This is a genomic window from Streptosporangium sp. NPDC050855 (genome assembly GCF_044456585.1).
Taxonomy (GTDB): Bacteria; Actinomycetota; Actinomycetes; order Streptosporangiales; family Streptosporangiaceae; genus Streptosporangium; species Streptosporangium longisporum.
The window spans coordinates 298,849-315,416 of sequence record NZ_JBITFY010000010.1 but is presented as its reverse complement, the minus strand read 5'-3'; the positions used below and the strand labels follow the sequence as shown (position 1 = coordinate 315,416).

The 16,568-nt window shown below is 69.1% G+C and carries 16 protein-coding genes, 2 tRNA genes and 1 riboswitch; of the genes, 9 read left to right on the top strand and 9 right to left on the bottom strand.

The features are described from left to right. Positions 1-308: 308 nt before the first annotated feature. Positions 309-566 carry a hypothetical protein gene (locus tag ACIBCT_RS22050; RefSeq protein ID WP_399191264.1) on the bottom strand — a complete coding sequence of 86 codons (258 nt, stop codon included), beginning with the start codon at positions 564-566 and terminating at the stop codon, positions 309-311. Positions 567-691: 125 nt separating this feature from the next. Next, positions 692-1,150: a hypothetical protein gene (locus ACIBCT_RS22045; RefSeq protein WP_399191262.1), complete on the bottom strand. Its 459-nt coding sequence runs from the start codon at positions 1,148-1,150 to the stop codon at positions 692-694. Between the two features lie 96 nt (positions 1,151-1,246). On the opposite strand from ACIBCT_RS22045, the gene ACIBCT_RS22040 reads away from it, so the two are divergent. Both ACIBCT_RS22040 and ACIBCT_RS22035 read left to right on the top strand, forming a co-directional pair. Next, positions 1,247-2,536, top strand: coding sequence for a hypothetical protein (locus tag ACIBCT_RS22040; protein ID WP_399191260.1), 1,290 nt, complete (start codon positions 1,247-1,249; stop codon positions 2,534-2,536). 367 nt (positions 2,537-2,903) lie between these two features. Continuing rightward, positions 2,904-3,671, top strand: a complete 768-nt coding sequence (locus ACIBCT_RS22035; RefSeq protein WP_399191258.1) for a sulfite exporter TauE/SafE family protein — start codon at positions 2,904-2,906, stop codon at positions 3,669-3,671. A 98-nt stretch (positions 3,672-3,769) separates the two neighbouring features. Here ACIBCT_RS22035 and ACIBCT_RS22030 read toward each other — a convergent pair whose 3' ends face one another. Beyond that, positions 3,770-4,294 carry a hypothetical protein gene (locus ACIBCT_RS22030; RefSeq protein ID WP_399191256.1) on the bottom strand — a complete coding sequence of 175 codons (525 nt, stop codon included), beginning with the start codon at positions 4,292-4,294 and terminating at the stop codon, positions 3,770-3,772. A gap of 235 nt (positions 4,295-4,529) precedes the next feature. On the opposite strand from ACIBCT_RS22030, the gene ACIBCT_RS22025 reads away from it, so the two are divergent. The 3 genes from ACIBCT_RS22025 (at position 4,530) to ACIBCT_RS22015 (ending at position 7,954) form a co-directional block, all read left to right on the top strand. Next, positions 4,530-5,387, top strand: coding sequence for an SAM-dependent methyltransferase (locus ACIBCT_RS22025; RefSeq protein WP_399191254.1), 858 nt, complete (start codon positions 4,530-4,532; stop codon positions 5,385-5,387). A gap of 678 nt (positions 5,388-6,065) precedes the next feature. Beyond that, positions 6,066-6,755 carry a DUF4097 family beta strand repeat-containing protein gene (locus ACIBCT_RS22020; protein WP_399191252.1) on the top strand — a complete coding sequence of 230 codons (690 nt, stop codon included), beginning with the start codon at positions 6,066-6,068 and terminating at the stop codon, positions 6,753-6,755. 74 nt (positions 6,756-6,829) lie between these two features. Beyond that, positions 6,830-7,954: a serine hydrolase domain-containing protein gene (locus ACIBCT_RS22015; RefSeq protein ID WP_399191251.1), complete on the top strand. Its 1,125-nt coding sequence runs from the start codon at positions 6,830-6,832 to the stop codon at positions 7,952-7,954. A gap of 79 nt (positions 7,955-8,033) precedes the next feature. On the opposite strand, the gene ACIBCT_RS22010 is transcribed toward ACIBCT_RS22015, so the two are convergent. After that, a tRNA-Ile gene (locus ACIBCT_RS22010) sits at positions 8,034-8,107 on the bottom strand. A gap of 161 nt (positions 8,108-8,268) precedes the next feature. On the opposite strand from ACIBCT_RS22010, the gene galK reads away from it, so the two are divergent. Beyond that, positions 8,269-9,390 carry a galactokinase gene (gene galK / locus ACIBCT_RS22005; protein WP_399191249.1) on the top strand — a complete coding sequence of 374 codons (1,122 nt, stop codon included), beginning with the start codon at positions 8,269-8,271 and terminating at the stop codon, positions 9,388-9,390. Positions 9,391-9,573: 183 nt separating this feature from the next. Here galK and ACIBCT_RS22000 read toward each other — a convergent pair whose 3' ends face one another. Beyond that, positions 9,574-10,167 carry a MarR family winged helix-turn-helix transcriptional regulator gene (locus ACIBCT_RS22000; protein ID WP_399191247.1) on the bottom strand — a complete coding sequence of 198 codons (594 nt, stop codon included), beginning with the start codon at positions 10,165-10,167 and terminating at the stop codon, positions 9,574-9,576. A gap of 76 nt (positions 10,168-10,243) precedes the next feature. On the opposite strand from ACIBCT_RS22000, the gene ACIBCT_RS21995 reads away from it, so the two are divergent. Then, positions 10,244-11,500 carry an MFS transporter gene (locus ACIBCT_RS21995; RefSeq protein ID WP_399191245.1) on the top strand — a complete coding sequence of 419 codons (1,257 nt, stop codon included), beginning with the start codon at positions 10,244-10,246 and terminating at the stop codon, positions 11,498-11,500. A 102-nt stretch (positions 11,501-11,602) separates the two neighbouring features. Here ACIBCT_RS21995 and ACIBCT_RS21990 read toward each other — a convergent pair whose 3' ends face one another. Beyond that, complete coding sequence (locus ACIBCT_RS21990) at positions 11,603-12,676, bottom strand: hypothetical protein (RefSeq protein ID WP_399191244.1); 1,074 nt, start codon at positions 12,674-12,676, stop codon at positions 11,603-11,605. A gap of 35 nt (positions 12,677-12,711) precedes the next feature. Next, a riboswitch (SAM riboswitch) is annotated at positions 12,712-12,823 on the bottom strand. A gap of 52 nt (positions 12,824-12,875) precedes the next feature. Here ACIBCT_RS21990 and ACIBCT_RS21985 point away from each other — a divergent pair. After that, positions 12,876-13,397 (top strand): DUF402 domain-containing protein, encoded by a 522-nt coding sequence (locus ACIBCT_RS21985; RefSeq protein WP_399191242.1) that lies wholly within the window; start codon positions 12,876-12,878, stop codon positions 13,395-13,397. 160 nt (positions 13,398-13,557) lie between these two features. Here ACIBCT_RS21985 and ACIBCT_RS21980 read toward each other — a convergent pair whose 3' ends face one another. From ACIBCT_RS21980 to ACIBCT_RS21970, 3 genes are all read right to left on the bottom strand, one after another. Continuing rightward, positions 13,558-14,331 carry an enoyl-CoA hydratase gene (locus ACIBCT_RS21980; RefSeq protein ID WP_344898423.1) on the bottom strand — a complete coding sequence of 258 codons (774 nt, stop codon included), beginning with the start codon at positions 14,329-14,331 and terminating at the stop codon, positions 13,558-13,560. A 136-nt stretch (positions 14,332-14,467) separates the two neighbouring features. Further along, positions 14,468-15,688, bottom strand: coding sequence for a nitric oxide synthase oxygenase (locus ACIBCT_RS21975; RefSeq protein ID WP_399191240.1), 1,221 nt, complete (start codon positions 15,686-15,688; stop codon positions 14,468-14,470). A 245-nt stretch (positions 15,689-15,933) separates the two neighbouring features. Next, a tRNA-Asn gene (locus ACIBCT_RS21970) sits at positions 15,934-16,009 on the bottom strand. Positions 16,010-16,181: 172 nt separating this feature from the next. Between ACIBCT_RS21970 and ACIBCT_RS21965 the strand changes: the two genes are divergently transcribed. Further along, positions 16,182-16,493: a YtxH domain-containing protein gene (locus ACIBCT_RS21965; RefSeq protein WP_344898427.1), complete on the top strand. Its 312-nt coding sequence runs from the start codon at positions 16,182-16,184 to the stop codon at positions 16,491-16,493. Positions 16,494-16,568 lie beyond the last annotated feature (75 nt).

The window sequence follows — 16,568 nt, the reverse complement described above, 5'->3', positions numbered from 1 at the left end:
TCTCATGACCCGCCGCCTCACCCGCGAAAACACCCCAACCTGGAGAGACACCTGAAACCACAATCAGACAGAACCCATGGGATCAAACACCCACTAAGGAACGCTGCCGCGACACTGACCTGATGGCCAGGACGTCCCGGAGGTGCATCGAGCGACCGGCCCCCGGCTTTCTGGGCCCATTCGTCTCGTTGCTCCTCGCCTCATTGATGCCGCCGGCACCAGGTGATCGGTACGAGACCGAGGTCCCTTGAAAGGCAGCGCCGTATGATCAACGGAAAAGGGGCCGTACTGCGGCAGAGGAGCCTGCTTCAATGACTGCTGTAATTGATGGTCAGGATGGCCACGACAGCATGCACGTCACCGTCAGCGCCAACCTGATATTCATTGCAGTACTGATAGTCGATACGCGCCGATCCGGTAACCTCGTAATGCACAGTGCGTGACCAGCCGGGCCCTTGGGGCTTCCCCGCCTTGCCTTTAAGGAAGCTGGTCTGCGCTATGCCGACAGGCTTCCCAGGATCTTGGGATACGTGATCCCAGAACTGCTGAGCCTGCTGGAGTCCCACTCGCTCGACCAGTTGGTCATAATGGCGAAGAAACCTACGATGTACGAGAACCCGATACTGAGGGGTCACAGGCGGACGCCCCCCGGGTCGTCGAGCCGGCGTGTGAGGACGATAGGCGCTGGTGGTCATTGGGGCTCTCTGACCTCGACGTAATCACCTATGTTGTGCTTGCCCATGAGCACAGAGCGTCGAAGAGGGTCTTCGATTTGGCGAGCGGTGACGCGCCAGGCCTTGACGCACTCGTCGAGAGCCGATGTATCTTCATCGGAGTGAGCGGCTATCAGGGCGTTGTGCAGATCCTCCACGAATTCCCGTAGATCGTCCGCATCGAACACGCGTAGCCACGCGAGATCACCGAGATCACCGACGTTCGGTATGGCATCTCGACGAAGCAGCTCATCCAGCCGCATATGTGCGCGAGACCATCGAGCGATCTCCTCCAGGAGACGAAGGCGCCTCTCCGGAAGCATCACAAGACTGGTCCCGTCCTTGTCGCGCACGCGAGCCAGCCCCTCCCGTGCCGCGTCGAGTACTTCGGTCCGCTTGTTGGCGAGATCCGAGGATTGGAAGATCATATCAGCCATGGGGTCCTCCTGTTGCCAGGATCATATATATGATCGTACTCGTCAAGATGGCATGTCTGGGTAACTGCTTGGTAAATCTCCAGGAGGAGGCCGGTCATGGACGAAGAGAGTTGCGCCTTCGACGCACGTAAGACTCGGATGTGTGAAGATCAAGAAGCCCCACGAAGTCGATGGCGAACGTCCAGTCTCGTTAGCGAGCTACAGGACTCCCTGACGTCACGCTTGGCCTTGAAACCCGAGGAACGCGACAAACAGATCCATCGGTTCAAGCTGGCACTCCAGGAGCTCACCCAGCGCGGGTTGGACGCGGAGTCGCTTGTGCGCTATGGCATGATCCCTGAGATCTTGGGCCCGGTGCTCGGAGTGCTCCTGGTTCATCGCCTGCTCCCACATAGCGGCGTAGACACCGATCTTCAAGGCTCTGGCGTCGATGTCGCGGGATGGCGATCGCTTCTCAAGATCCCTGCCGCGACAAGCGCCACATCGGCTGCTCCATCACAGGTTCAGGAGCTTGTGCTGGAAGTGAGCCGCGAGGTGTTCGATCCACTTTTGGACTGGATCCGACACGCCGACCTGAATGAACTGGTTCACCTGATCCCACCCGAGGAGAACGGCTTCTGGTCGGTGACGGAAAGCGTAGAAGATGAAACACATCTGCGTCATAAATACCGATGGCTCGTGGAGCGATTCACCCAAACCTACCTTGCCAATTGGTCGCTGGCCGCACTGCACCTCGAGTATCGCTGGCAGAAAGACATCGATCCTTCCAGTTTCCCGGACTCGATAATGAGAGACCGCAATGTCTCCATAGAAGATCTTAATGCCGAGATCGCACATCGGGCAGTCCTCGAATCAAAGTCCATCTCCGAGTCTCTCACACCGACTCTCTTCCTGATGAGCGAGTTGGAAAATCACGCCGTCACCCTACTGCGGGAGCGACAGTACAGCGAGTCCGCGGCCCTGTTCAATTTCGCGATCCAACAGTGGCCCAACGACCCCAGGGCACACAACGATCTAGGTTTCTGCCTACTCCCCGAGAACCCGTCCAAAGCCTTGATTCATTTAAACAACGCCGCACGCATGGGTTACGAGCCTTACGCCATAAATATATACAATAAAATGTGCTGTTATCTCAGCATGCACCAGCCGAGAGCCGTCCTGGCCCTCGCGGAAGAATTCTGGAGAGAGCGACCGGACGAGCTGGATTCAACCGGGGTCATTTGGAAGATGACCGAAGGAGGTTGGCGTCTGGTACAAGACGCGTACGTTCGCGCTGCGATAGCGGGTTTAGTGGTCTCCGTCGCCTCTGCTCACGGCTGGAAAGAAGACGAAGCCGTTTGGAAAAGTAGAGAACAAGGTGCCTCTTCGGAAACCGAGAAGAAATGATCAACCATCGATCCCTTACGGATGCCCAACGGCACTGAGCACCCGACTGCCTGTCGCGAGCCCGGTCGGCACAGCTGGTCGATCTACCGGATCCGGCTGCACAGGGACCGCAAAGGCGAGCGACACAGTTTCGCCGAACCGGCCCAAGCCTGGAGATTCAACTTCAGCAGCGTCGGCCGCGTGAGAACCTCTCCGAACGCCGGCCGTCACGCGGAATCACCTGCCCTACCGCAACAGCCGTCACCTCCGTCCCACCGCCGATCGGATCACCGGTTCCGGAGCCACCCGGGCCGGTACGGCGCGGAGCACGGCTCCCGCGTAGCATCCGATCTGGCGCGGGCACCGGCTCCGCGGGAGACGAGGTGGCGTGACGCCGTGGGAGATGGTCGCCGTCTTCGCGGCGGGCATCAGCGCCGGTATCGTCAACGCGGTCGTCGGCTCCGGGTCGTTGATCACCTTTCCGGTTCTGCTCGCCACCGGCATGCCGCCCGTCACCGCCGCGGTCTCCAACACTCTCGGTGTGATCCCCGGCTCCATCGGCGGGGTCGTCGGTTACCGCAGAGAGCTCCGTGGCCAGGGCCGGCGCCTTCTGAGGATGAGCGTCGGCGCCCTGATCGGCGGCCTCACGGGCGCCACGCTCCTGCTGGCCCTGCCGGCCACGGCGTTCGAGAGGATCGTGCCGGCCCTGGTGGGCCTCGCCCTCGTCCTGGTCGTCCTCCAGCCCTGGATCAGCGAGAACACGCGGCGACGTCGCGAACGTACCGGCGCCTCCGCAGATCCCGACGGTGGCCCCCTGCTCCTCACCGGGCTGACGCTCGCCAGCGTCTACGGCGGCTACTTCTCCGCGGCCCAGGGGATCATCTACGTGGCCCTGATGGGCGTGCTCCTCGACGAGACCCTGCAACGCCTCAATGCCGCCAAGAACGTGCTCGTCATCGTCGTGAACGGCGTCGCCGCGCTCTTCTTCCTCTTCTCCGCGGACTTCGACTGGACGGCCGTCGTGCTCATCGCGGCCGGTTCCGCCCTGGGCGGCCCGATCGGGGCCAGGGTGGGCCGACGTCTCGGTTCCACGGTGCTGCGTGTTCTCATCGTGGTGGTCGGCACCGCCGCCATCGTGCAGCTGTTGTGGAGCTGACACGGGACTCCAGCCCGTTGAATGTCTTTCGCGCCTTTGATCCGCTTGGCCTGATTCGCCCGTTCAGGGTGGTTCGTGCGTATCTTGGGCCGGCCCGGTCACACCTCGGGGTCCTCCCAGTGCGGGGTATGCGATTCGACGTCCTCCGGCACACGAATCCGTCCGTCCGAGAGGACGAGTGGTGCGATCTCGGTGCTCTCGTGGAAGCGCAGATGACCGGCGAAGAACTCGACACCGGCGGCATGTGCGCCTGCCGAGCGCCGGCCGAGCCAGTGCAGCAGCGCCCGCAACCGGTAGAAGTCGTCGGGGTGGAGTTCCTGGCGTACCGTCAGCGCCCAGCCGTCGGCGTGCTCCCGCGCGACCAGCTCGGCCACGAGCGCGCCTCCCACCCTGCGGGCGGCGCCGCGCTGGGCGAACACGGGTGCCGGCTCCGCGTCCTCCCACTCGCAGTCGGGGTCGCCGGGGTCACCGAGCGGGTAGGTCTCCACGTACCTGCCGGTGCCGATCGGCAGCCGCTCAGGTCGCGGCCCCTGCCCCACGTGCCACCGCAGCTCGGCGAGCTCGTCGTCGGTGACGTCGGCGCGGACGTCCACGGTCAGCACGAGTTCGTAGATGTCTCCCACCGGCACACCGTACCGTCGCGACGCCATGGCCTCGATCGTGCCGAGACTGATGACGCGCGTGGGGAAAGCCACCTGATTGAGTGATTTGCGGTTTTCTTAGAGCTTTCAGCACCTCATGACCCCGGTGCTTGCGCGTGAACTTGTCGTTACATATCTGCTGTTAAAGGGATTCATGGTTATTATCTGCCCAGTCCCCGCGATCAAGCGGGACCCCGATCGGAGCGAAGGTGGCGAGGTGTCCGAGCGCAGCGAGGATGGGACCGGGGCGATGCCGAACAGGGGCCAGCTTCCCGCGGAGATCGACACGACGAAACCCAGCATCGCGCGGGTCTACGACTGGTTCCTGGGCGGGAAGGACAATTTCGCCGTCGACCGTCAGGTCGCCGAGGCGGCCATGAAGGTCTCCCCGGGAGCCCAGGAGGCCGGGCAGCAGAACCGGGCCTTCCTGCGGAGGGTCGTGCACCACATGGCGGCCGAGGCGGGGGTCAGGCAGTTCATCGACATCGGGTCGGGCCTGCCCACCCAGGGCAACGTGCACCAGGTGGCGCAGGAGGTCGATCCGGCGACCCGGGTCGTCTACGTGGACAACGACCCCATGGTGCTGGTCCACGGGCGGGCGCTGCTCGCCACCGACGGCAGCACGAAGGTCATCCAGGCGGACGCGCGCGACCCGCGGTCGATCCTGGAGAACGACCAGGTCAAGGACTTCATCGACTTCAGCAGGCCGGTAGGGCTGCTGATGCTGAGCATCCTGCACCATCTGCACGACCAGGAGGATCCCGCGGGAGTGGCGGCCAGGCTGCGCGCCCCGCTGGTGTCCGGCAGCTTTGTGGCCATCTCGCACTTCTGCAACCCCGGTGAGGCGCACCCGGCGTCGTCCCAGCAGGCCGCGGCGGCCGAGAAGCTCTTCAACGAGAACCTCGGCACCGGCCGCTGGCGCACCCCGGACGAGATCACGGGGTACTTCGGCGACTTCGAGCTGGTCGAACCGGGCCTCGTCCCGCTCCCCGAGTGGCGCGCCGAGCCGAGCTTCTTCGTGAAGAACACCCTTCTGTACCACACCTACTACGGCGGCCTGGCCCGCAAGCCCTAGACGAACCTCGGCCGAGCACCGGTCCTTCGGTACGCCACCGGATCCACCGGGGCGTCGCCGGTGCGGTCGAAGGGATACGGCACGCCGCGCTCCACGCCGCCGAGGACGACCGCACGGCAACCCTCCGCACCACCGACGAGCCCTGCTCGTCCCGCATGGAACCGGCCCGCGGTGCCGGCGCGGTTCGCGTCGCCACCCCGCAGCGGGAGCGGCACCTCCGAGAAATGCCCTCGGCCTCCGGGCCGGGGGCATTTTCAGGTTTCCGCCGTCATCACGGGATCGATCCGCGTCCTACGGCGCTCAGGCGGCAGGGCCGCCGTCGCGCATCGCCTCACGCGTGCTCGTCGAGGCCGGACGGTCGAGACCTCCGGCGACCTCCGCGCGGACCAGACCGTCGGCCGGTCCCAGCGCGATCCGCCGACGGTTCGACGGGTGAGCCCGCCTCCCGGCACCGCGGCGGCCCCTCCTCATGGTGCGCGGTGTCCTCACCATAGCGTTCATTCTTATTCCATTGCAACGAGCCCGATGGGGATCATTGCATTAAAATCAAGACCATTGCAACACTTGAACGAGCTTGACCTGCATATTTGCGTCTCATACGCAACTTACACGTTGCCTCATCCAGAAATGCAACGTAGTGTTTCCCTCATCAGAAACAACGAACCGAAGGACGACACCATGCAGAAGTTCGACACCCCCACCCCCGTGACCGCCGTCCTGGACGTCCCCGCCGGCCGCATCCACCTCATCGCCGCCGACCGCACCGACACCGCCGTCGAGGTCCGGCCCGCCGACACCACCAAGAACCGCGACGTCAAGGCGGCCCAGCAGACCGAGATCACCTACACCGACGGCGTCCTGCACATCACCGCACCGCAGGCCAAGAACCAGCTCCTCGGCGCCCCCGGCGCCGTCGAGGTCACCGTCCAGCTACCCGCCGGCTCCCACATCAAGGCCACCGCCGCCAGCGCCGAACTGCGAGGCGTCGGACGACTCGGCGAGGTCACCTTCGACAGCGCCCACGGCTCGGCCAAACTCGACGAGACCACCGCCGCCCGCCTCACCCTGCAGGCCGGCGACCTCACCGTCGGCCGCCTGAACGGCCCCGCCCACATCAGCACCCACAAGGGCGACCTGCACATCACCGAGGCCACCCGCGGCACCCTCACCCTGCGCACCGACTCCGGCGACATCCACATCGGCGCCACCCGCGGAGCCTCCGCCACCCTCGACGCCGGCACCACCTACGGCCGCATCCACAACGCCCTCACCAACACCGGCACCGGCGGCACCGGCAGTGCCGACGGCGCCGACCTGACCATCCACGCCACCACCTCCCACGGCGACATCACCGCCCGCAGCCTGTAGCGCAGCCCGTGCCAGGGACACCTCCCAGGCGTGACCACCCCGATCCCGCACCACTTCACAAGGAGCACACCACCATGTCCCTCCCCCTCACCGACCAGGACCGCCCGCAGCTGCGAAAGGTCATCGAGGAGATCGTCGAGTCCGGTTTCACCGGGATGACGATGCGCGTACACGACGAGCACGGCGCCTGGGCCGGCAGCGCCGGCACGGCCGAGCTGGGCGGAACCGACGAGCCGCCGATCGACGGGTACGTCCGGATCGGCAGCAACACCAAGACCTTCACCGCGACCCTGGTGCTGCAGCTGGTGGCCGAGGGCGTCCTCGATCTGGACGGCCCGGTCGACGACCACCTGCCCGAGTTCGGGCTGGACCGGCGCATCACCGTGCGGATGCTGCTGCAGCACACCAGCGGGATCTTCAACTTCACCGGCGAGTACTACGACGACGGAAGTTACGTCCCAGGGATCCCCGCCACGACCGCGGGCCAGGAATGGGTCGACAACCGGTTCAAGACCTACCTGCCCGAGGAGCTGGTACGGCTGGCGCTGTCCAAGCCGGCACGCTTCGAGCCGGGAACGGGGTGGAGCTATTCCAACACCAACTACGTGCTGGCCAGGCTGCTGATCGAGAAGATCACCGGCCGCTCGGTCGCCCAGGAGATGCGGCGGCTGATCCTGGATCCGCTGGGACTGTCGGGCACCGTGGTGCCGACCACCGAGACCGATCTCCCCCAGCCGCACGCCCACGGCTACTACCGCTACGCCGAGGACGGCGAGCACAGGACGGTCGACGTCACCCGCCAGAACCCCTCCTGGATCTCCAGCGGCGGTGACATGATCTCGACCACCCGGGACCTGCACACGTTCATCTCCGCCCTGGTGAGCGGAAAGCTCCTGCCGGCCCCGCTGCTGACCCAGATGTGCACCCCCTACCCGACCGGCGCCCCCGGCATGGACTACGGCCTGGGAGTGTTCGTGCTGACCACACCGGGCGGCACCGTCATCTCCCACAACGGCGGCATGGCCGGCCACGCGGCACTGATGTACAGCACCCCCGACGGCGCCACGACCCTGACCGCCTCGCTGAACTACGTCGAGGACGTCGAGATGACCCTGGGCGAGCCCTTCCAGAAGGCGACCCAGAGGCTCATCGAAGAGGTCTTCGGCGAGAAGACCGGGCCGGCCGCGTCACGGCGCTGACCGAGGCCGAGCACATCCACGAGCTATCAACAGGGACGCATAAGAGCAGGCCGGAAACACTTTTCCTGCTCACGAGAGGTAGGGCGGGCGGGACTCGAACCCGCGACCCAGGGATTATGAGTCCCCTGCTCTAACCGGCTGAGCTACCGCCCCTCGCGCACGCCGTACGCGGCATTCAACCAAAGGTCGGGCCCGTTCGCATCGCCGCCCGGCGGGCCGGGTTCAAGATGTGACCTTCGGCGAGGCCGCGGGCGGACCCGAGGGGCAGGGGACTCGCTACCCTACTGGGGAACCTTGTTGAGGAGTGTTGGATCATGCGCGTTGTTGGAGCTTTCCGGGAGTCGTACGGCGTGGAGCCCGCGGGGGTGTGGCATGCTCCCGGGCGGGTCAATCTGATCGGCGAGCACACCGACTACAACGACGGGTTCGTGCTGCCGTTCGCGGTGCCGTGGGGGGTGAACGCGGCGGTCTCGCCCCGCGAGGACGGGGTGGTCCGGCTCTGGTCGCTGCAGGCGGCGGACGAGCCGGTGACGCTGGAGCGGCTGGACGCGGCCCAGGGCTGGGCCCGCTACGTGGCCGGGGTGTTCTGGGCGCTCCGCGAGGCCGGGCACCGGGTCGGCGGCGCCGACGTGGTGATCGACGGGGACGTCCCGCAGGGGGCGGGCCTGTCGTCGAGCGCGGCCCTGGAGGTCGCGGTCGGCACGGCGCTGAACGAGCTGTACGGGCTCGGCATGACCAAGATGGAGATCGCGCTCGCCTCGCAGAAGGCCGAGAACGACTTCGTGGGGATGCCGTGCGGGATCATGGACCAGGCGGCCTCGGCCCTCGGCGAGGAGGGGCAGGCGCTGTTCCTGGACTGCCGCAGCCTCGGCACCAGGAACATCCCGTTCGACCTGGCGAGCCTGGGCCTGCAGCTGCTCATCGTCAACACCGGCGTGCACCACTCGCACGCCGGCGGGGAGTACGCCGACCGCCGCCGGGACTGCGAGAACGCCGCCGCGCACCTCGGGGTCGACGCGCTCCGCGACGTCACCGACCTGGCGGACGCCCTCGGGCGGCTCAGTGGCGACGAGCGCAGGCGCACCCAGCACGTGGTGACCGAGAACCACCGGGTGGAGGCCGTGATCGGGCTGCTGCGAGCCGGGAAGGTCGAGGAGATCGGGGCGCTGCTGAACGCCTCCCACCTGTCGCTGCGCGACCAGTTCGAGGTCTCCTGCGCCGAGCTGGACGTGGCCGTGGAGTCGGCGATCCGGGGCGGGGCCCGGGGGTCGCGGATGACCGGTGGCGGGTTCGGCGGGTCGGCGATCGCGCTGGTCGCCGACGACCGGGTGGAGGCCGTACGCGCGTCGGTCACCGGCGCCTACGCCGAGCGCGGCTGGGCCGCACCGGAGATCTATCCCGCGGTGCCCGCGGCCGGAGCCCGCCGGCTGGCCTGAACGCCTCCGGCTCGAACGCCTCGTCCCGGCCCGGGCCCGCGTTCCGCGCGGGCCCGCGTCCGTGCCCGGGCCCGCGCGCGTCCATGTCCGGGCCCGCGTCCGTACCCGTGTCCGAGCCCGCAGCCGTGTCCGAGCCCGCAGCCGTGCCCGAGCCCGTGGCCGTGCCCGAGCCCGGGGCCGCCCCTACCGCGTGGTCGTCGCGCCCGAGGCCGGACCGGAGGACGGGCCCGGCGGGACGGGCGCCTTCGGGCCGGCCGGCCAGTCGGGCATCAGCGGCGGGCCCTCCTGCTCGGCCGCGCGGACCAGGCGGCGCAGGAGGCCGTCGAGAAGCTCCCGCTCGTCCGCGTCCAGCGGTGCGAACAACGCCCGTTCCGACCGGTCGCCCTCGTCCATGCGCTCCTGCCAGGCGGCCCGGCCGGCCGGGGTGAGCCCCACGAGCAGGCGGCGGCGGTCGGCCGGGTCGTGCGCGCGGTCGACGTACCCGGCCTTCTCCAGCCGGTCGAGCCGGTTCGTCAATGTGGCCGGGTGGGTGTCGAGCCACTCGGCCAGCGTCGAGGGCGTCGCCCGGTAGGGCGGCCCGGTGGCCACCAGGTGGTGCAGGATCTGGAACTCCCACGGCTTGAGCCCTCCGGCGGCCAGCCACTCCTCCTTGTGCCGCTTGAGCAGCCGCACGAGCATCTGCATGCGCGTGACCATCCCCTCGATCTGCGGGTCGAGGTCGGACAGCTCCCGGGACCAGTGCGCGATGTGACGGTCGACGGAGTCGGGCTCTGACATGCCCACAGGGTACGCCGCCCGTCGGCGATCCAAAGTTATGAATGCATATATTTTGCTTTCATAGTACTTTTCTCTCATGACCCCCATGCGAGACACCCTGTCCCCCCTGCGGGACGCCCGCTTCCGGCTGCTGTGGGCCGGGCAGAGCCTGTCGGCCGTCGGCGACTCGATCACCGCCGTGGCGCTCGCGCTGGCGATCGTCACCACGACCGGTTCGGCCACCGACCTGGGCCTCGTGCTGGCCGCCCAGTCGATCGCCACGGTGACGCTCATGCTGCCCGGCGGGGTCTGGGCCGACCGGCTGCCGCGCCGCCGCGTGATGGTGGCCGCGGACCTGGTCCGCGGTCTCGCCCACGCGGCCATGGGCGTCGAGCTGGTCACCGGCACGGTCGACATCGCCCACCTGGCGATCCTGGCCGCCCTCTCCGGCGCGGGGTCCGCCTTCTTCCTGCCCGCCACGACCGGCCTGGTGCCCGCCACCGTGGCCCCGGAGCACCTCTCCCGGGCCAACGCGCTCATGGCGATCGCCCAGCGGGGATCCATCCTGCTCGGCCCGGGGATCGCCACCGCCCTGGCGCTGACCGTCGGCGCCGGCTGGGCACTGCTCCTGGACGCGCTGACGTTCGCGGCCAGCGCGGTCCTGCTGGGCCGCCTCCGGCTCGCGCCGATCCCGCCCACGCCGCACGAGCCGTTCCTGCGGCAGCTCGCCGAGGGTTGGACGCAGATGCGACGGCACCGGTGGTACTGGACCAACCTGGTCGGCCACTCCATGTGGAACCTGAGCCGCTGCGTCCTGATCACCATCGGGCCGGTGCTCGCCGTCACCACCCTGGGCGGCGAGCTCGCCTGGGGCACGATCGTGCAGGGCGGCACGATCGGCGCCCTGGCAGGGGCGCTGCTGACCCTGCGGGTGAGGCCGAAGCGGCCCCTGGTCGTAGCCAACCTGGTGCTGGCGCTCGGCGCGCTGCCGCTCGTCCTGCTCGCCGCGGGGATGTCCGCGCCGATGGTCGCGGTGGCCTACGGGCTGATGACCGGTGGTCTGGCGCTGATGGCCCCGATGTGGGAGACCCTGGTGCAGGAGCACATCCCGGCCGAGGCGATCTCCCGGGTGTCGGCGTACGACTGGCTGCTCTCCCTCGGGCTGATGCCCCTCGGCATGGCCCTGGCCGGGCCGCTGGCCACCGCCGTGGGGACCGCCCCCACCCTGTACGGGGCGGCGGCGCTGCTGGCGGCCTCCTGCCTGGGCGTGCTGCTCCTGCCCGACATCCGCAGGCTCGGCCACCGGAGCGCGGACGCCGTTCCCGAGGCCGTGCCGAGTCACCCCGCGACGTAGCCGTGCCGCACGGGACCGGGCGGGACCCGCACGGAGAACGGGCGGGACCGCTCCCGCGGCCGTGGCGGGCGAGACCGGGGCCGCGGGGCGTGCCGTGCGGGATCAGGTGGGGTGCCGTCCCCACACCGGCGTCGTCGCGAGGATCCTGGAGTACCTCGTCTCGGTCCTGGGCGCCGGTCTCCTGCGCGGTGCCCTGGCCCACGGGTCCGCGCCGGAGGCCGGGACCGCCGTCCTGTCCGGCGACCACGCGGGCCGTCCGGTGTCGACGAGGGCCGTGGAGGTCACGGCCCCGGGGGCGGTGGGGCTCTGTGCCCGCCAGCGTCCCTCGTACCGGTCGATCACCAGGTCGGCGCCGAGGAAGACGACCACCCCGGCCTCGGCGAGGGCGCGGAGTTCCTCCAGGTACGACGCGGGCGAGCCACCGGCGACATGGTCGGAGAACTCCCGGAACCAGGGGTCGGAGACGCCGGCCTCGGCGAGGACGGCGCGGACGGAGAGCAGGGCGAGGACCATGGCGTGGTCGGCGCTGTGCGCCGGGTCGGAGCGCCGTTCCAGGTCGGCGGCGAGGTAGCCGCGCATCCACCTGCGCACCCCCGCCCGGTCGCCGAACCGGATGCCGTGCAGCGGCCGGTCGAGGCGGTCGAGGTCGAGCCGGTCGGGGTGCCGGGGGACGGCGGCGCGGACGAGCCTGCGCATCGCGGGGCTGTTCCACTCCTCGGCCGCGAAGGCCTCCTCGAACTCCTCCCAGGTCGACCGCGTCCGCTCCGGGTGGGCGGTGATGAGCTCGTGGTAGTACGCGAAGGCGAGTTCCTTGGCCACCAGGGGCCACAGGTCGCGGCGGAGGTTCCACGGCCCCGTGCCCAGCGTGCCGCGGGTGACGAAGCGCGGCACCGGCGGCTCGGCGCCGCCGAAGGGGTGGGCGAACCCGCGGTGGTGCGGCACGCCGCGCGAGGACCCCACGTGCAGCAGGGGCTCGCCTCCGCCGGGCAGGTAGACCAGCTCCCCGTCGTACCCGCGGGCGAACCGGCCGCCCCTGCCCGAGGTGAGCGGCACCAGCAGGCCGGCCAGGACCGGCCCCATCCCCTTGACGATCACCGGCTCCCCGGCCGGGACGCCGTCCGGGTCGAGGGCGAGGGGTTCGGGATGGTCGGGTTCCGGTGTGGCGCTCTGCGACATGTGGCACTCCCGTACACGTCTCGGCGGCCCGGCGGGGGCCGCGTCCGCGGCACGCCGACCGTGCCGCCGGGTTCTCCCCGGAGGCGCCCCTCGCGACGGAAGGGGCGCCGGTCAGCCGGCCGGGGTCTCACATCGACGCGTTTAACCTATTTAAAAGGTAGGAAATGCATGGATCATTGTCAAGCCCTACTGTCGAAGGATGTCCTACGAGATCGTGAACGTGGTCTACCGCAAGTACGACGGATCGCTGCACTGGCACCACCGCGGCCTGCTGCTCGGCGAGGACGAGCACGGGGTCTGGACGGGCTGCGTGGCCGGCTCCAGCGGCCACAAGGGGGACGGCCCCGCCGTCGCCTGGCCGCAGCCCTTCGTGATGCTCTTCCCCCGCGACGCCTGGTGGACGGCCGCCTTCAACGCCGCCCCGAACAAGCACGAGATCTACTGCGACATCTCCACGGTGCCCGAGTGGCGCGACGGCGAGGTCACCATGATCGACCTCGACCTCGACGTGATCCGGACCCGCCGTGACGTGCTCAGGGGCCGCACCAGGCGGATCTTCCTGGACGACGAGGACGAGTTCGAGGAGCACCGGATCCGGTACGCGTACCCGCCCGACGTGGTGCAGAACGCCCGTGACTCGGCCGCCTGGCTGATGAAGGCCGTCACCGCAGGAACCCCTCCCTTCGGTGCCGCCCCGCACTGGCTCTCCCTGGTCACCTGAGCCCGCCGGAGCCGTACGACCCGGCAGGGCCGGCACGACCCGCCGGGGCCCGTACGACCCAGGGCCCGTGCGACCTGGTGGAACACCCGCACGACCGCGCGGGCCCGCACGACCGCGCGGGCCCGTCCACGGCAGGGCTCCGTCCACGGCGCGGGCCCGTCTACAGCGGCGGGAACGCCGGGGCGCGGCGCTCGACGAAGCTGGCCACGCCCTCCACGAAGTCCGGGCGGGTGAAGGACTCGGCCATCAGGCGGACGGCCGCCGACTCCGAGGACTCCAGGCTCTGCTGCCAGTCGCCCCAGACCTGCCGCTTGATCACCGCCATCGAGGCCGGTGAGCTGTGGGTCGCCAGCTCCCGGGCGTAGGCCATGGTCTCCTCCATCAGGCGCTCCCCGGGCACCGACCGGACGGCCAGCCCCAGCTCGCGGGCCTCGGCCCCGGTGAAGGTACGGCCCGACAGCAGCAGGTCCATGGCCGCGGCCTGGCCGGCCAGGCGCGGCAGGATCCACGACAGGCCGTACTCGGCGACCAGTCCGCGGCGGGCGAACGCGGTGGTCCACTTGGCCTCGTCCGCGGTGAAGACCAGGTCGCAGACCAGGGCGTGGACCATGCCGAGCCCGGCGCAGGCACCGTTGACGGCGGCGATGACCGGCTTGCGGATCGTGGTCGGGAAGGTGGTGGGACGCCGGTCGGGCTCCCCGGAGTAGGAGCCGTCCTGGATGGCGGTGAGCGTCCGGAAGTCCGCGCCCGCGCAGAACCCCCGTCCCGCCCCGGTGACGACGATCACCCGGACCTCGGGGTCCTTCTCGGCGTCGGCCAGCTGGTCGAAGTAGCGCCTGCCCATCTCGTCGGTCCAGGCGTTCAGCCGGTCCGGCCGGTTGAACGTCAGGGTGAGCACGCCCCCCTCGACCGACGACAGCACCAGGTCGAGCATTCCGCCTCCCTCCGGGGAGCCCTCGGGGCACCCGCGTCAGAACCTCCGTCCCGAGGTTACAGAATATCGTTCTACACCTTTTCCCGCCCCGGCGTCAGCAGGGGCGGGGGTCTCCGGAGGGAGGACGGGTCGGTGATCAGCTTCCCGGTCCGCCGGGGCGGCCGAGACCGCGCTCCAGGGAGTCGGGGTGGTGGACGAAGTTCGGCGTCAGCCGCCTGTCCTCGTAGTAGCGGTGGAACACCGGCGTGGCCGAGGCCGACATCGGCGGAACGATCCAGCTCCAGTCGGCCGGGCAGACCCTCCCGGCCTTCTCCTCGCGCTCCAGGTGCATCAGGAAGCGCCGGGACTCGGTGTGGTGGTCGGTCATCGTCACCCCGGCCCGCTCGAAGGAGTGCAGCACCGCCGCGTTCAGCTCCACCATGGCGTAGTCCCGCCACAGCGAGCGGTCGGTGCCGGTGTTCAGGCCCAGGCGCCGGGCGATCAACGGTGTCAGGTCGTAGCGGTCGGTGTCGGCCAGGTTGCGGGCGCCGATCTCGGTGCCCATGTACCAGCCGTTGAACGGCGCCGCCCGGTAGCAGACCCCGCCGATCTCCAGGCACATGTTCGAGATCACCGGTACGGCGTGCCAGCGCAGTCCCAGCTCCTCGAACCAGGCGTGGACCGGGTGCGAGAGCGCGACCTCCAGGACGGCGTCGCCGGGCAGCGTGGACAGCAGCGGCGGCCCCTCCCCCACCGAGATCGCCAGCGGCAGGACGTCGAACGGGCTCCCGGGACCGCCCGGCCAGCCCAGCTCGCGCAGCATCTCGGTGAAGGCGACGTAGCGCGGGTCCCCGACGACGGACCCGTCCGCCGTCCGGTAACCGGCGTACCGGATCAGTTGCTCGTTCCAGATCCGGGGCCCGGGGACGCCCGGCCGCTCCTGGGGGAACACGGTGATCGTCGGGCGGATCCTGCGGGCCGGCGCCGCGTCCCGCAGGTGGTTCACGCACTCGACCGCGATGCCCTCGGCCGTGGTGACGTACCGCCGGTCGCGCACCCGTAGCGAGCGCCAGTACAGCCGGCCGATGCACCTGCCGCTGTTGCGCCAGGCCACCCTGGCGCCGAAGACCAGCTCGCTGGGAGTGTGCGTGTACGTGCCGGTCCGGGCGATCTCCTGCCGGACCTCGCGCAGGCGCTCCCGCGGGTCACCTGCCCCGGGATTCTCCGCGTGGAACAACCTCAGATAGTCCTCGGCCGCGGCCTCCACATCGGCCGCGGCCCTCTCGTCGGCCGGGGTCCGCGCGACGGCAGGGGGCGCCTCGGGGACGACATGGACCGGATCCGGGGCATGACGCCGGGACCTTCGCCAGGTGAGCACAGCAAAACCACCCAATGTGGCTCACGGGCACGACGGCCGTTCCGGGCGGCACGGTGCCCTGAACGCGGCGGCCCTTCCCCGCTGCGATCGGTGTGGTCCGCGGCAGCCGCGCGCCGGTCCATCCGCTGCGATCACGGGGCCCGGGCACGGCGATCTCATTTTCTGTGATTCGCCGTGCTTTGTCCGCTGAATCGGGATACGAGACGCCGAAGGCCCCGGAAGCGGGGCTTCCGGGGCCTTCGTGATGGCTCCCGCGATAGGACTCGAACCTATAACCTGCCGGTTAACAGCCGGCTGCTCTGCCGATTGAGCTACACGGGATCGCGCTTTGCGCTGGTCGGAGCGGATGTTCCCCGTTCCTTGCGGCGCAGGAATAGATTAGCGCACTCCATGGGTGTGTGTCGCATCGATACTCCGGGGTAGGGGCGGGACGAGTGGCGATCCGCAGGTGATCGCATCACGGGGTCCGGCGGAACAGCTTGTGGAGGTGGACATGCGTTATCGGATGATGTTCTGTGTGGGATTCGCGGCCGGGTACGTCCTGGGGAGCCGTGCCGGACGGGAGCGTTACGAGCAGATCAAGCGGATGGCCCAGCGGGTCTCCGACAACCCGTCCGTGCAGGAGACCGCCGGTCTGGTGGGCGCCAAGGTCTCCAGGGCCACCGGCGTGGCGAAGGACAAGGTCAGTGACGTGGCCAAGAACCGGCTGCCGTTCCTGAAGTCGGCCAACGGCTGGCACGGCGACGAGGTGGACGAGACCGGCACCGGCTGGCCGGAGAACCAGCGGACCTCCGCGCCGTACTGATCCCCGACGCCGCTTCCGGACCCTCGGGCCGGGAGCGGCCCGCAGGTGCGAAGGCCCCCTCGGGGGCCTTTTCGC

Bases quoted from the DNA above. Each gene is read 5' to 3' on its own strand.
- ACIBCT_RS21965 (WP_344898427.1), top strand. From the start codon at position 16,182: ATGCGTTATCGGATGATGTTCTGTGTGGGATTCGCGGCCGGGTACGTC.
- galK (WP_399191249.1), top strand. From the start codon at position 8,269: ATGCGCGTTGTTGGAGCTTTCCGGGAGTCGTACGGCGTGGAGCCCGCG.
- ACIBCT_RS21990 (WP_399191244.1), bottom strand. From the start codon at position 12,676: ATGTCGCAGAGCGCCACACCGGAACCCGACCATCCCGAACCCCTCGCC.
- ACIBCT_RS21995 (WP_399191245.1), top strand. From the start codon at position 10,244: ATGACCCCCATGCGAGACACCCTGTCCCCCCTGCGGGACGCCCGCTTC.
- ACIBCT_RS21980 (WP_344898423.1), bottom strand. From the start codon at position 14,331: ATGCTCGACCTGGTGCTGTCGTCGGTCGAGGGGGGCGTGCTCACCCTG.
- ACIBCT_RS22015 (WP_399191251.1), top strand. From the start codon at position 6,830: ATGTCCCTCCCCCTCACCGACCAGGACCGCCCGCAGCTGCGAAAGGTC.
- ACIBCT_RS22000 (WP_399191247.1), bottom strand. From the start codon at position 10,167: ATGTCAGAGCCCGACTCCGTCGACCGTCACATCGCGCACTGGTCCCGG.
- ACIBCT_RS21985 (WP_399191242.1), top strand. From the start codon at position 12,876: ATGTCCTACGAGATCGTGAACGTGGTCTACCGCAAGTACGACGGATCG.
- ACIBCT_RS22040 (WP_399191260.1), top strand. From the start codon at position 1,247: ATGGACGAAGAGAGTTGCGCCTTCGACGCACGTAAGACTCGGATGTGT.
- ACIBCT_RS22020 (WP_399191252.1), top strand. From the start codon at position 6,066: ATGCAGAAGTTCGACACCCCCACCCCCGTGACCGCCGTCCTGGACGTC.
- ACIBCT_RS22045 (WP_399191262.1), bottom strand. From the start codon at position 1,150: ATGGCTGATATGATCTTCCAATCCTCGGATCTCGCCAACAAGCGGACC.